The organism is Bifidobacterium asteroides (assembly GCF_003202755.1).
Lineage (GTDB): Bacteria > Actinomycetota > Actinomycetes > Actinomycetales > Bifidobacteriaceae > Bombiscardovia > Bombiscardovia asteroides_F.
The window spans coordinates 1-14,629 of sequence record NZ_QGLK01000001.1; the positions used below are offsets into that span (position 1 = coordinate 1).

Below are 14,629 nucleotides of genomic sequence, written 5' to 3' on the forward strand. Positions count from 1 at the left end.
ATGGCGCAGGATCCGCTGGATGCCGCTGCCCAGGCCAAGAGAATCTGGGATTCGGTCCTGCAGGTGCTCCGCTACAGCAGCTCACTGACCTCCAGGGACAAGGGCTGGCTTGAGGACATCACCCCAGAGGCGGTCTTCGGCACCACCATCGTTCTGCGGGTCTCCTCCAAGGCCACCCAGGAGGCTGTGCAGGGACCGCTCAGCCAGCCGCTCCTCAATGCACTGCAGCTGGTCACCAACCAGGAAATGTTCCCGGCCATCAAGATCGTCTATCCGGAGCAGATGGCCAAGCAGAAGGCTGCCAATCAGCAGAACGACCAACGCGCTTCCGCCATGGCCAGCTCCGCCCCGGGCAGCGGCGAGTTCCGTCAGGTTCCCAGGCCTGCCGAGGATCCCTACGGCGACTACCGGCGTCAGAGCAGCGCCGATCGAGCCCCCAGCTCGGAGACCCGTTCGGACTGGCGGACCGAGGCTGCTGAAACCCCCAAGTCTCCGATTGTTTCCGTCAACGACTTCCATGAAGGCACCTATGTACCCATGACCTTGGATATGCAGGCCGAACTGTCCGAGCCCTCCCCCACTATGAGACCAACGGCAGGCGCTGATGCCGACCAGCAGAGTGAGACAGAGAGGACCGCATCCCGGCCCGCCTTCACCGTGCCCCGCTTCCCCATGAGCCAGAACCGGGTGGAGCGCGATCCACAGACCCACCTGAACAAGAACGCCACCTTCGACACCTTCGTCCCAGGTGACTCCAACCGCTTTGCACGAACCGTGGCCCTGGCTGTGGCTGAAGGATCAGGTCAGGACTTCAACCCCTTGTGCATCTACGGCAGCTCGGGCCTGGGCAAGACCCATCTGCTCAACGCTATCGGCAACTATGCCCTGGTCAAGGATCCCTCGCTCAAGGTCCGATACGTCAACTCGGAGGAATTCACCAATGAGTTCATCGATGCCCTGCAGAACTCCACTCAAGGGTCAGGCCAGATCGCTGAATTCAACCGCCGCTACCGGCAGGTGGATGTGCTCCTCATCGATGACATCCAATTTCTAGGGGGCAAGGAAGCTACCCTGGATCAGTTCTTCCACACCTTTAATGCCCTGCATGACGCCAACAAGCGCATCGTCATCGCCTCGGACGTGGCCCCCAAGAATCTGAAGGGTTTCGAATCGCGGCTGATCTCGCGCTTCGACTCGGGTCTGACTGTGGACGTCAAGCCGCCAGATCGGGAGACCCGGGTGGCCATCCTGAGAATGATGGCTTCCATGAACGGAGTCAGCATCCCCAACGAGGTCTTGGACCTGATCGCGGAACGTTTCACCGAGAACATACGAGAGCTTGAGGGGGCCCTGACCCGTGTCACGGCAGTGGCCAGCCTCAATAATCAGCCGGTCACTACGGCCCTGGCTGAACAGACCTTGCAGGACTTCTTCTCTACTGATGTAGAGATTAAGCCCACTGACATCATTTCCCAAGTAGCCAAGTACTTCCATCTGACCTTCGACGATATCGTCGGCCGCACGCGCACCAAGAACATCGCCCTAGCTCGACAGATCGCCATGTATCTGGCCCGGGAAATGACCAGTATGTCCTTGGTGGACATCGGAGAGGTCTTCGGCGGCCGCGACCACACTACAGTCATGCATGCCTACACCCGTATCTCCAACGAGATGCAGGAAAAGCGAGAGATTTACAACTATGTCATGGAGCTGACGGTCCGGCTCAAGCAGCCTCAAAATTGATGCGACACGCAGACATTGTTGTGGATCGACAGAAAAAGATATCCACCTACTTATCCCCGGATGTAGGCAAACCTTGGGAATAACGCACCGATTTTCCGAGGATAAGTGGTGCACTTTCAGCGAACAACTACGACTCTTTTGTGGATAACCTAGCAAAACTACGGTCCTGTGGATAACTTGGCTTCTTATTCACAGCGCTTTCACCTCTTATCCACATCGTCTGATTAAGGTCTATCCACCTCATTGCAAGGATTTCGGGACTTATCCACACCATCCACCGAGCTTATTACGATGACTCTATGTATATTTATGCAATAGTAACCTTCACACTCAAGCACATCTGCTTACTCCAAACACATCACCTGGGCTATTCGATAGAATGAGTCCAGTTCATTCATCGACAAGAAGGCTCCCATGAAAGTAGAAGTGAATTCATCCGCACTCTCGGATGCAGTGGCCTGGACCACCCGCATCATTCCTTCCCGACCGGCCTCGCCGATTCTGGCAGGCATCAGGATGGAAGCCTCTGACGGAACATTGAAACTCTCTGCTTTCGATTACGAAGTTTCGGCAAGAAACCACATCGAGGCAGGCATCGATGAATCCGGAACAGCCCTGGTCCTAGGCAAACTGCTAGCGGACATCACCAAATCACTACCATCAGAGAAAACCTATCTGTCAACCGAGGGATCCAAGATGACCATCACCTCGGGCAAATCCACTTTTTCTCTGCAACTGATGCCTGACAGCGAGTATCCCGACCTCCCTGCCGTTCCTGAGCCTATGGGCCAGGTGGATGCTGAGACCTTTATCCAGTCCATCTCCCAGTCCATCGTCGCTGTTTCCCGGGAAGAGAGCCGGCCGGTCCTGACCAGCGTCAAGACCGAGATCACCGGGGACAAGGTGGTCATGACCGCCACCGACCGTTTCAGACTGTCCCGTTCGAGCTTCACCTGGACTCCTCGTGACGCCGATTTTTCCACCTCCATGCTGATCCGCGGCTCCCTGCTGCGAGACATCGCCCGTTCTTTGGACGAGCACCAGAACGTGACCATGGATTACGAGGCTGACAACCCCACCATCATGGGCGTGGAAAACGCTGGCAAAATATCCACCACCCAGCTGATCGATGGGGAATTCCCGGCTGTGGATCGTCTCTTTTCGGACGAGTATCCAATTCAGGCGGTCATCGCCCGGCAGGATCTGATCGATGCCATCAAGCGTGTGGCCCTGGTAGCCGAACGCAACGCCCCCATCCGTATGGTCTTCTCCGGCAACGAGGTGACCCTGAGTGCCGGCACGGCTGACGAAGCACAGGCACATGAGGTTCTGCAGGCGGATCTGGACGGGGAAGACATCACGGTGGCCTTCAATCCGAACTATCTGATTGACGGGCTGGGTGCCATCGCCGAGCCCTTTGTCCGCATCAAGATGACTTCGGCAGTCAAGGCTGTGGAATTCAACGGCCAGCAGGAGCAGGATTCCGAGGAGTCCATGGATTACCGTTACCTGCTGGTGCCCATGCGTTTCAACAACTGACATCCGGGTAGGTTCGAGGAACGATCGTCGTGCACATCTCCCGTCTGGTTCTGGATCACTTCCGTTCCTGGGAGCATTGTGTCCTCGATCTGGAGCCTGGAGTGACCATTCTGGAGGGGCGCAACGGTCTGGGCAAGACCAACCTGGTCGAGGCCGTCGAGGTCCTGTCCACCGGCGGCAGCCATAGGACTTCATCTTCACTACCCCTGGTAGAACGTGGGCAGTCCAAGGCCACCATAAGGGCCAGGCTGGAGCAGGACGGGACCGCTACCGACTATGAGCTGACCATTGCCGCCAAGGGAGCCAACCGGGGAAGAATCAACGGCGGGCCTTCCCTCTATCAGCGTGACCTGGTGGGCCGGGTACCCTGTGTGACCTTCAGCCCTGAGGATCAGCTGATGGTCTCCGGAGAGCCGGCGGCCAGGCGGGCCGTGCTGGACCAGGCCGGCAGCCAGCTCGATGTCGACTACTTCCAGGTTCGGCAGGATTTTCGTCATGTGGCCAAGCAGCGCGCAGCCCTGCTCAAGCAGCTCTCCCAGGCGGGCTATGATCCCTCGGGTGATGGGCGTGACGCCGCCCTTTCCGGCCTTGAGGTCTGGACTGGGCAGTTTATTCGCACCGGGCTGGATCTGAGCCGACGACGAGCGGCTCTGGTAGAGGCTCTGGACCAGCCCTTCAGCGATTTGTATGGTCGGCTTGCAGGCCCTGATCAGGATGCTCGATTGACTTACCAGCCATCCCTGGAGGAAATCGGACCCGATAGGCAGACCGTTCCAGAGGTCGCCGAAGCCGTCAGTCGTCACTTTCAGCGGATTTACCCAGGAGAAGTGGCCCGTGGCACTAATCTGATCGGTCCTCAGCGCGATGATTTGGTCTTCACCCTCAACGGCATGCCTGCTCGGGAGTTCGCCTCCAACGGTGAGATGTGGACCCTGGCCCTGGCTTTGCGGCTGGCTCTGCTGCAGGTGGTCAAGGATCGTCGCGCCCTGGAGCCCATCGTCATTTTGGATGATGTCTTCGCCCAATTGGATCGGGGCCGTAGGGATCAGATTCTGGATTTTGCCCGTCAGCAGAGCCAGGTGCTGATCACCGTGGCCGCCGACAGCGATATTCCCTCCCTGCAGGGTGCCAGGCTGGTGGATGTGTCCCGGCTGAGGCCTGTGCAGCCATCTGATCCGGCTGCCCAGGATCCGGCCATTGCCAGTGCCATGCAGGACCTGCGTCGAACCAGAGGGGCGGCTCATGAGGACTCGGATATGCCGGATGGGCCGGAGGGGAACGACCTGTCATGAAGGCCCCCATGGTTGAGACTCTGCACCTGGATCAGCGTCGATTGCCGGCCCTGGTCTTCGAGGGCTGCACGCGACGGGCGGCCACTCGTCGGCAGCGGGAGGACAACTCCCGTAAGGCCTGGTATGCATTCGGCAAGCCGGGCCGCGACCCAGCCAAACTGGGAGGTGTGGTGACCAGCCTTGCTGCTGGGAGCGGGTGGACCAGTCATCTGAAGGTTGCTCAGTTGCGCAACCAGTGGGACGGTGTAGTTGGACCCGGCATCGCCGCCCATTCGAGAGTGGTCTCCTACCAGGAGGGCGTGCTGATCATCCAGGCGCAGACCACGGTATGGGCCACTCAGCTGACCTACCTGGTTCCCCAGCTCAAAGCGACCATTGCCAAGCGGCTGGGCATGCCGGTCAAACAGATCCGGGTGACCGGCCCCCACAACTACAGCTTCCGCCGATCGCGGTTCGATCCGCCCGGCCGAGGTGTGCGTGACACCTATGGGTGAGCCCATAATCTGCGAATACCGTCTTGCCAGCTTTCTGTAAGCCTAAAGTCCCATAGCGCTGGTAATCTATGGGTTATAGGGTCAAACGCTTCCAAGGCCCCTTTATGGACGATTTGGAACCTGGTGACCATGACTCGATCCCCCGCTCGACCACGAACGGAAGCTGCTTTGTCGTCAGTGGCCGACGATGGGGGTGCAGAAAGGACTATCCGTGGCAGATCTCAACACTGACCCGTCCCGGACCCCGCAAGAGGGCCGGGAGCATGAGGAGGACAAGCCTCAGGATGACGGCATGACGGGCCAGGATCAGCTGGATCAGCTGGACGACGCACAGCTGGATGACTCGCTCTCCCCTGAGCATTATGACGCCAGCGATCTGAAGGTGCTGGAGGGGCTGGAGGCGGTCCGCGTTCGTCCCGGCATGTACATCGGCTCGACGGGCCCCAGGGGCCTGCATCACCTGGTCTACGAGATCGTCGACAACTCGGTCGACGAGGCCCTGGCCGGGTACGCCGACCATATTGAAGTCACCATCCTGCCCGACAACGGCATCCGCGTGGACGACAACGGCCGTGGCATTCCTGTCGACGAGGTGCCGGGCGAGGGCAAGAGCGGCGTCGAGGTGGTGATGACCAAGCTGCATGCCGGCGGCAAGTTCGGAGGCGGCGGTTACGCGGTCTCGGGCGGTCTGCACGGCGTGGGCATCTCCGTGGTCAACGCCCTGTCCACCAGAATCGACGTCCAGGTGCGTCGTCAGGGCTACCACTGGCATCAGAACTTCCGCAACCAGAAGCCCACCGCTCCCCTGTCCAAGGACCAAGCCATGGGGCCGGATGAGAGCACCGGGACCTCGGTGACCTTCTGGGCCGATCCCAAAATCTTCGAGACCACGGTCTATGACTTCGAGACCCTGCGCAGCCGTTTCCAGCAGATGGCTTTCCTCAACAAGGGCCTGCGGATCACTCTGACCGACCTGCGCCCCAATGACCAGGCCGGCGACGAGGTGGCGGGCGAGGAGCAGACCCCGGAGCAGAAGGGCCAATCCGTCAGCTACCAGTACGCCAACGGCATCAAGGACTATGTGGACTACCTGGTCAAGGTCAGGAAGGCCACGCCTGTGGAGGCCGAGGTCATCGACTTCGAGGCCGAGGACCTGAAGCTGGGCATCTCAGCCGAAGTGGCCATGCAGTGGACCACCGCCTATTCGGAGTCGGTCCACACCTTCGCCAACACCATCGCGACCACCGAGGGCGGCACCCACGAGGAAGGGTTCCGCGCGGCCCTGACCAGCATGATCAACCGCTACGCCCGGGACAAGAACATCCTCAAGGACAAGGACGACAACCTCTCTGGCGATGACGTGCGCGAGGGGTTGACCGCCGTGGTCTCCGTCAAGCTGACCAATCCCCAGTTCGAGGGCCAGACCAAGACCAAGCTGGGCAACTCCGAGGCCAAGACCTTCGTTCAGAGGGTCATGACCGAGAGGCTGAGCGACTGGTTCGACGCCCACCCAGGCGAGGCCAAGTCCATCATCCAGAAGGCCATGGAGGCCTCCCGGGCCCGGATCGCAGCCAAGAAGGCCCGCGAGAACACCCGTCGCAAGTCCATTTTCGAGACCGCCGGGATGCCCGACAAGCTCAAGGACTGCCAGTCCAGCGACCCCGAGGAGTGCGAGCTGTTCATCGTGGAGGGCGACTCCGCAGGCGGCTCGGCCATCCAGGGGCGCAACCCCATGACCCAGGCCATCCTGCCCCTGCGCGGCAAGATCCTCAACACAGAGCGGGCCAGCCTGGACCGCATGATGAAGTCTGACACCATCGAATCCCTGATCACGGCCGTGGGCGGCGGATACGGCGAGGACTTCAACATCGACAAGGTGCGCTACCACAAGGTCATCATCATGGCCGACGCCGATGTGGACGGCGCCCACATCGCCACCCTGAACCTGACCCTCTTCTTCCGCTACATGCGGCCCATGATCGAGGCCGGCTACGTCTACGTGGCCATGCCACCTCTCTACCGGCTCAAGTGGACCAAGGGGCCCCACAGCTTCGTCTACACCGATGCCGAGCGCGATAGGGTCCTGGCCGAGGGCAAGGCCTCCGGCCGGCAGCTGCCCAAGGGCGAAGGCATCCAGCGCTACAAGGGTCTGGGCGAGATGAGCTACCAGGAGCTCTGGGAGACCACCATGGATCCGGAACACCGCATCCTCAAGAAGATACGCATCGATGACGCTGAGCAGGCCGACGAGACCTTCACCATGCTCATGGGCGACGAGGTCGAACCCCGGCGTCTGTTCATCCAGCGCAACGCCCACGACGCCCGCTTCATCGACGCCTGAGATGCGGACGCCTTCCCCCTTTCAACATTTGAGCTAAGGATCGATTTTGGCAGACGATAACAACAACGACAACAGCCCGGACCAGGACGGCCTCAACCTGCCTGACGGGTCTCGAGAGCCGCTCAGCCCCCAGGAGATGGACAACACCGATTACGGCCTCCTGAAGGGCGAGCGGATTCAGCCCATTGACCTCCAGCAGGAGATGCGGGAATCCTACCTGTCCTATGCCCTGTCAGTGATCGTGGAGCGGGCCTTGCCCGATGTCCGCGACGGCATGAAGCCAGTCCACCGCAGGGTCATCTACGCCATGTATGACGGCGGATACCGACCCGACCGCGGCTACAACAAGTGCTCGCGTGTTGTAGGCGACGTCATGGGCAAGTACCACCCCCACGGCGATGCGGCCATCTACGACACCATCGTGCGCCTGGCCCAGTCCTGGTCCATGCGCTACCCGTTGGTGGACGGCCAGGGCAACTTCGGCTCCCCCGGCGACGACCCGGCGGCCGCCATGAGGTACACCGAGTGCCGCATGGCCCCCTTGGCCATGGAGATGGTGCGCGACATCGACAAGGACACGGTCGACTTCATTCCCAACTACGACGGCAAGACCCAGGAACCCACGGTTCTGCCCTCCCGCTTCCCCAACCTGCTGGTCAACGGATCAGCCGGCATCGCCGTGGGCATGGCCACCAACATTCCTCCGCACAACCTGCGTGAGGTGTCCAAGGGTGTGCACTGGGCCCTGGAGCATCCCGAGGCCTCCAAGGAGGAGCTGCTCAACGCCCTGATCGCCATCATCAAGGGGCCTGACTTCCCCACCGGCGCCACTATTCTGGGGCACAAAGGCATCGAGCAGGCCTACCGGACCGGTCGCGGCCTGATTACCATGCGGGCCGTGGTCAACACCGAGGAAATTCGCGGAAGGATGTGCCTGGTGGTCACCGAGCTGCCCTACCAGGTCAACCCCGACCGCCTGGCCTCCTCCATCCGCGAGGCCGTGCGCGATGGCAAGATCCAGGGCATCGCCGACATGCGCGACGAGACCTCGGGCCGCACCGGCCAGCGCCTGGTTCTGGTGCTCAAACGCGATGCCGTGCCCAAGGTGGTCCTCAACAACCTTTACAAGCACACCCAGCTTCAGCAGACCTTCGGGGCCAACATGCTGGCCCTGGTGGATGGTGTCCCCAGGACTCTGAGCCTGGATGCCTTCATCCGCCACTGGGTGGACCACCAGCTGGACGTGGTCGAGCGTCGCACCCGCTATCTGAAGCGTGAGGCCGAGGATCGCGACCACATCCTGCAGGGGTATCTGAAGGCCTTGGATATGATCGACCAGGTCATCGCCCTGATTCGAGCCTCCAAGGACGTGGAGACGGCCCGCACCGGCCTGATGGAGCTGCTGGACGTGGACGAGGTCCAGGCCGATGCCATCCTGGCCATGCAGCTGCGCCGTCTGGCTGCCCTGGAACGGCAGAAGATCCTGGACGAGCACGAGGATCTCATGCGCAAGATCGCCGACTACAACGACATCCTGGCCCACCCCGAACGCCAGCGCACCATCGTGGGCGACGAGTTGGACGAGATCGTCGACAAGTACGGCGACGAGCGGCGTACCCGGATCGTTCCCTACTCGGGCGAGATGAACGTGGAGGACCTGATTGCCGATGAGCAGGTGGTGGTCACCGTCACCCATTCCGGTTTCGTCAAGCGGACCAAGGCTGACGAGTACCGTGCTCAGCACCGCGGCGGCAAGGGCATCCGCGGAGCCAGGCTGCGCGAGGACGATGTGGTGGACCACTTCTTCCTGACCAGCACCCATAACTGGCTGCTCTTCTTCACCAACAAAGGCCGGGTGTACCGGCTCAAGGCCTATGAGCTGCCCGAGGGCTCTCGTGACTCCAAGGGACAGCATGTGGCCAACCTGCTCCAGCTGGGCCAAGGCGAGCGGATCGAACAGGTCCTTTCCCTGCACGGCTATGACGATGCCGACTATCTGGTTCTGGCCACCCGGACAGGACGGGTCAAGAAGACCCGCCTGGCTGAGTATGATTCGCCTCGCCAGGGCGGTCTGATTGCCGTACGACTGATGGAGCTGGGTAGCGTCTCCGACGAGGAGGGACAGGAGGTGCCCCAGAGCGATGAATTGGTGGGTGCCGCTCTCTGCAATGCCGACGACGAAATCATCCTGGTCTCCCGCAAGGGCATGAGCGTGCGCTTCTCGGCCGACGACTCCACCCTGCGGCCCATGGGACGACAGACCGCTGGCGTCCAGGGCATGCGGTTCCGCCCAGGCGACGAACTGCTGAGCATGGACGTGATCGCCAAGGATTCCGAGGATGACCTGCTGGTGGTCACTGATGAGGGTTTTGCCAAGCGGACCGCTCTGAGTGAGTACCGCCTGCAGGGTCGCAACGGCTACGGTGTCAAGGCCATCGCCATGGTGGAGGGCCGGGGATCCCTGGTCGGCGCCCTGGTGGTTAATGAGGACGACCAGATCATGGCCATCATGAAGTCCGGCAAGGTCATCCGCTCCGATGTGGCCGAGGTCAAGCGGACCGGTCGCAACACCCAGGGAGTTACCCTGGCCAAGCCCGACAAGGGTGATGAGATTCTCTCCATCGCCCGCAATGCTGAGCGTGACGACCAGGAAGAGGATGCCGGTCAGACCGATCTGGCTCCCGCCACTCCCCTGGCAGCCAAGGATCAGCCCATCGCCACCACCGGAACCGGCGACGGCCAGAGCCTGACCCAGGAGGACTGAGTTGGTCCGCTACCAGTCTGACAAGACTGGTAGCCTCGTAAGAAGTCATGCAGGCCAAGCGGCGGTATGCGCGGGCCATTGAACGCAAGGATCAAGGAGTGCCGATGAGCCAGGATGATCAGAAGCAGGTCAAGGCCGGCAAGCAGGGTGCTGGTAAGCCCCAAAAGGGGAAGACCAAGGCTGATGAATCCGCAAAGGGCGAGTCTCGTCGATCATCAGCGGCCGCTCCCCCGGCTCCTGCAGCTAGCAGGACGGCATCGGGACGTTCCGCAAGAACCACAGCTTCGGTTGCCGGTCCGGTCAAAGTATCCTCATCCCGTCCTGCCCGGCCTGCGGCTTCGGCTTCGGCAGTGCGTCCTCGTGTGCCTCGGGCCCGGCGCATGCAGCTGTCTCTGACCCGGCTGGAGCCCTGGTCGGTGGCCAAGGTCACCTTCCTGTTGGCTATCGCCGGGGGCATCATTCAAGTGGTGGCTGCTGCCCTGCTCTGGTTCCTGCTCAACGCCATGGGGCTCTTTGACAATCTGACTCAAGTCATTTCCAAGACAGGCCTGGACGCGGGCGGTTTCGATCTGGGCCAGGTGCTGAGTCTGGGGACGGTCCTGAGTTCGGTGACCATCTTCTCCATTTTCGAGATTGTCATAGTAGTGGTTCTGGTCACCATTTTCGCCTTCCTCTACAACTTGGTCAGTTCCTTGGTAGGTGGCATCCACGTGACCTTGGGCGACGACTGAGCTCCTCGTCGGCGCCGTCAATCGGTCGATAGGCCCGAGAGCGATTTAGACTGGATTTGTGCTCTCGACATACTTGGACTACTTCAGCGGCTCCTTTGGCATATCTCTGGTCTTTTGGCCCCTGGCCTCGCTGATTCTGACCCTGCCCATTCTTGCCCTGATCTACAACCGCTATCACCGGCTCCGGCTGACAGCAGCCATGGCGGCCTACCTGACCGTCTTATACCTGCTGGCCTTGGTCTTCTTCACCCTCTGGCCCATGCCCGACGACCGTGCCGCCTTCTGCGCCACCCATCATCTGAACCCCCAACTCAACCCCCTGCAGTTCTTGACCGATCTAAGCACAGGCGGTCGGATGGCCATGCTGCAGATCCTGCTCAATGTGGCTTTCTTCCTGCCCTTGGGTTTCATCATGGGGCGGGTCTTCCGTTGGCGCTTTATCCTGGCCCTGCCGGTCGCCCTCCTGGTCTCCTTCTTCATTGAAACGGCCCAGCTGACCGGGGTCTTCGGCATCGTGGGCTGTGCCTACCGTCTCTTCGACGTGGACGATCTGATTTGGAACACTTCAGGCGCCGTAATCGGCTACCTGGTGGCCATGGCGGCCAACAAACTCGTTCCAACCCGTCAAGCTGACGCCGCTCAGCTGGTCACCAACCCCGGGTTCATACACCGTGCCGTCTCCATGGCTTTGGATCTGCTCCTGGCCACCATCCTGTCCATGTCTTTGGGGATGGGCGTAACCTATGCGGTCCATCGCCTGGGCACCTACCAGCTGGATGGCCACTACCGCTTTGGCGGGCTGCTGATCGCACCATCAGCTTTGGACGTGTTTGGAACCGTAGTTGATCTGGCCATGCTGCTGATCTTCGAACTGCTCATCCCCCTACCCCGCCGGGGACGGACGCTGGGCGCCACCTTCACCCACATGACCGTCGAGACCAAGCAGCGGCATGGCTGGTCCCGCTTCTTCTTCTATCTGTTCAGAACCGCGGTCATCCTGGCTGTCTTCGGCCCATGGACCGGCAATGTTCAGATTGCAACACGCATCCTGGCTCTGCTCCTGTTGGTCTTCTATCTGATCAAGCGGCAGATGCCCTATGACCTCTTGCCTGGGACAGCCTACCGAGAGGACTCAGGTGCTGAGGAATCCGCCGACGACCGGCGGGGGTGAATCCTGACCTCGGACAGGATGATGGCGGCGAAGATGATGGCGAAGCCCAACAGATGGGTGGCTGTCAGCTCCTCGTGCAGGACCAAGACCGAGACCAGCATGCCGAACAGGCTCTCCGAGCACAGGATCAGCGAACCCTGAGCGGCGGGGACCCTTGAAAAGGCGATGTTCTGGAAGTTCTGGGCCATGAGTGTCGAAATCAGTGTCAGATAAACCATGGAGCCTATGGTCGATGGCGTGAAGTCGGCAGCGCTGGGCAAGGGATCGAAGATCAGCGCACAGACCAAAAAAAGGATGCCGCCGAAGAGCAGTTCCAGATAGGTCAGCGTGGGGGCGTCGAACTCCTTGGTCAAAAAACCGGTAATTACCAGGTTGACTCCATAGAGTAGCGCGCCGGCCAGAGTCAGCAGGTCACCGGTACTCAAAGACAGCCCCTGTCCCCCGCCATGAGCCGGCAGTGAGATCAGAGCCACGCCCAGGATGCAGATAGCGGCCGCGACGAAGTGGCGCAGGGCCGGCCGTCGACGTGCCATGATCCAGACCAGGAAGGGCACAAAAATGCAGTAGGTGGCTGTCAGGAAGGAGTTGCGGCCCGGAGCGATGGTGGTCAGTCCCATCATCTGCAGACTGAAGGCCGCCCAGTAGCTGACCCCTAGAATCAGCCCCGGTACCAGAGTATGTATGGCCCCGGTTCGGCGTAGCCGTGGCAGCAAAAAGGGCGTCATGATGACGATGGCACAGAGGATGCGAATACCCATCAGCCAGCGCACGGTCAGGGTCTCCATGGCAACCTTTTCGAAGGTGTATCCAGCTCCCCAGGCAGCGGCTGCCATCAGCAGCATCAGGCGGGCCAGCCAGGTGGAGGGTTTCCAGGACGAAGAGGGTGCGAAGGTAGGCATGTTTCGACTCTAACCGTGCCCGTCCACAAGTGAGAATTGATTCGCAAGACGTGTATACCATCCGACTATTGAGTCCAATGCCGACTTGTTCCACCAAGGCGTCCTATACTGGAATGTGGCGTCTGGACTGAGCAGTCCCGGTGTCCAGTCTGTGCACATGGGCGTGCAGACCGATTGATTGCAAAAGGAAAAGGAGAGTAGTTCAAACTATGTTTGCTTTTCTCAAACCAGCTCCTCCTGCCAAGGTGAAGGTTCCCGAAAAGAAGATTCCTGCGACTTATCGTTCCTATCGTATACGGGTATTCTTCAGCATCTACCTAGGATATGCAGGGTACTACATCATCCGCTCCAACTTTTCCGTGGCCTCCCCCTACCTTAAGCGCAACTATGGCTTCACTACGGCGGACATCGGACTGATTACGCTTTGCCTGGCCGTCTCCTACGGCATCAGCAAGTTCGTCATGGGCATGCTCTCCGACAAATCCAACCCCCGCTACTACATCGCCACCGGACTGGTCCTGTCCGCCCTGCTCAACCTGATCTTCGGGGCTACGGCCAGCAAGGGGGTCATGATGGTGCTCATGGTCCTGCTAGGCATTTTCCAGGGCATGGGGGCGCCTGCTGCCCACAAGTCGCTGTCCAACTGGTGGGCTGAGAAAGAGCGCGGCTCCTTCGTGTCTATGTGGAACACTTCCCACAATCTGGGCTCGGGCACTGTGGCGCCTATTGTGGGCGTGGCCTTGGCCGCTTTCGGACCCCACATGTGGAAGAGCATCTTCTTCGTCCCCTCGATCATCTCGCTGATCATGGCCCTGCTGGTTGTGTTGCTGGGAGCCGATACCCCTGAGTCAGTAGGCCTGCCGCCCATCCAGGAGTACAAGGCCGAGGAATATGAGGGCGAGAAAATTGATGCCGCCAAGCTGCAGACCCATTCCGACCTGTCCATTGTGCAGATTTTCCTGCGGTATGTGGCCTCCAACCCCTACATTTGGGTCCTGGCCTTGTCCAATGCCTTCGTCTACATTCTGCGCTACGGCGTGCTCAACTGGATCCCCATCTACCTGAACGAAGCCAAGGGATTCTCTCTTGCCCAGGCGCGCTCCAGCTTCGCACTCTTCGAGTATGCGGCCATCCCGGGGACCATTCTGATCGGCTGGATGAGTGACCACTTCTTCCACGGCAAGCGTGCCGGCATGGCGGCGGGCTTAATGGCCCTGCTGGGGGTCGTCTTCCTGGGTTACTGGGCGTCCAGCGACCTTTGGGCCATTGACTTGGAGATAGCCCTGATGGGCATCTTCGTCTACGGGCCACAGATGCTGATCGCCGCACTGACCATTGATCTGGCGCCACGCTTTGCCATTGGCAGTACCACCGGATTCGTAGGCCTGTTCGGCTATATATTCGGAGAAGCCACTGCCTCCTATGGAATCGGCTCGCTTGTGGGCAAGTCCGGCTGGAACGTGGGCTTTGGCATCATTGCCGTATCCGCTCTGCTGGGCATCATCTGCTTCCTGATTCTGACCCGAGCCGAGCGTTACAAGACCGCACGAGTGGTCGAGACTCACTGAGCCCAAGTTCGGCTTCGGGCAAGCGGAGTCTGCCATGCGGACATCTCCGATATCATGGAAGAACGGTGATAACGGCGGCCATGGGTC

The 14,629-nt window shown here is 60.4% G+C and carries 10 protein-coding genes; 9 read left to right on the plus strand and 1 reads right to left on the minus strand.

The window, feature by feature from the left end; all coding sequences use genetic code 11:
• From dnaA to DKK74_RS00040, 8 genes are all read left to right on the plus strand, one after another.
• On the plus strand, positions 1-1,743 hold a 1,743-nt coding region (gene dnaA, locus DKK74_RS00005; protein WP_110412226.1), incomplete at its 5' end, for a chromosomal replication initiator protein DnaA.
• A gap of 414 nt (positions 1,744-2,157) precedes the next feature.
• A complete protein-coding gene (gene dnaN / locus DKK74_RS00010) occupies positions 2,158-3,282 on the plus strand; it encodes a DNA polymerase III subunit beta (RefSeq protein WP_110412227.1) in 1,125 nt (374 codons plus the stop codon).
• A gap of 29 nt (positions 3,283-3,311) precedes the next feature.
• The gene (gene recF / locus DKK74_RS00015) at positions 3,312-4,574 is read left to right on the plus strand and encodes a DNA replication/repair protein RecF (protein ID WP_110412228.1); all 1,263 of its coding nucleotides are present in this window, start codon (positions 3,312-3,314) and stop codon (positions 4,572-4,574) included.
• A complete protein-coding gene (locus DKK74_RS00020; RefSeq protein WP_110412229.1) occupies positions 4,571-5,068 on the plus strand; it encodes a DUF721 domain-containing protein in 498 nt (165 codons plus the stop codon). Before recF ends, DKK74_RS00020 begins: the two co-directional genes overlap by 4 nt.
• A 292-nt stretch (positions 5,069-5,360) precedes the next feature.
• Entirely contained in the window at positions 5,361-7,409 is a 2,049-nt protein-coding gene (gene gyrB / locus DKK74_RS00025; protein ID WP_110412773.1) for a DNA topoisomerase (ATP-hydrolyzing) subunit B, read from the plus strand.
• 46 nt (positions 7,410-7,455) lie between these two features.
• On the plus strand, positions 7,456-10,173 hold the full coding sequence (gyrA, locus tag DKK74_RS00030) for a DNA gyrase subunit A (protein ID WP_110412230.1): 2,718 nt from the start codon (positions 7,456-7,458) through the stop codon (positions 10,171-10,173).
• Between the two features lie 104 nt (positions 10,174-10,277).
• On the plus strand, positions 10,278-10,904 hold the full coding sequence (locus tag DKK74_RS00035; protein ID WP_110412774.1) for a DUF3566 domain-containing protein: 627 nt from the start codon (positions 10,278-10,280) through the stop codon (positions 10,902-10,904).
• A gap of 58 nt (positions 10,905-10,962) precedes the next feature.
• Positions 10,963-12,075, plus strand: a complete 1,113-nt coding sequence (locus tag DKK74_RS00040) for a VanZ family protein (RefSeq protein WP_110412231.1) — start codon at positions 10,963-10,965, stop codon at positions 12,073-12,075.
• Here the strand turns inward: DKK74_RS00040 and DKK74_RS00045 are convergent.
• Entirely contained in the window at positions 12,024-12,974 is a 951-nt protein-coding gene (locus DKK74_RS00045) for a DMT family transporter (RefSeq protein ID WP_110412232.1), read from the minus strand. The two genes, DKK74_RS00040 and DKK74_RS00045, sit on opposite strands and share 52 nt — an antisense overlap.
• 209 nt (positions 12,975-13,183) lie before the next feature.
• Here DKK74_RS00045 and DKK74_RS00050 point away from each other — a divergent pair, with 209 nt between their 5' ends.
• The gene (locus DKK74_RS00050) at positions 13,184-14,542 is read left to right on the plus strand and encodes an MFS transporter (protein WP_110412233.1); all 1,359 of its coding nucleotides are present in this window, start codon (positions 13,184-13,186) and stop codon (positions 14,540-14,542) included.
• The last annotated feature ends 87 nt before the right edge of the window (positions 14,543-14,629 follow it).

What these genes read in the sequence shown, in the direction of transcription:
- dnaN (WP_110412227.1), top strand. Translation starts at nt 2,158, where the DNA reads ATGAAAGTAGAAGTGAATTCATCCGCACTCTCGGATGCAGTGGCCTGG.
- DKK74_RS00020 (WP_110412229.1), top strand. Translation starts at nt 4,571, where the DNA reads ATGAAGGCCCCCATGGTTGAGACTCTGCACCTGGATCAGCGTCGATTG.
- gyrB (WP_110412773.1), top strand. Translation starts at nt 5,361, where the DNA reads ATGACGGGCCAGGATCAGCTGGATCAGCTGGACGACGCACAGCTGGAT.
- DKK74_RS00035 (WP_110412774.1), top strand. Translation starts at nt 10,278, where the DNA reads ATGAGCCAGGATGATCAGAAGCAGGTCAAGGCCGGCAAGCAGGGTGCT.
- DKK74_RS00045 (WP_110412232.1), bottom strand. Translation starts at nt 12,974, where the DNA reads ATGCCTACCTTCGCACCCTCTTCGTCCTGGAAACCCTCCACCTGGCTG.
- DKK74_RS00050 (WP_110412233.1), top strand. Translation starts at nt 13,184, where the DNA reads ATGTTTGCTTTTCTCAAACCAGCTCCTCCTGCCAAGGTGAAGGTTCCC.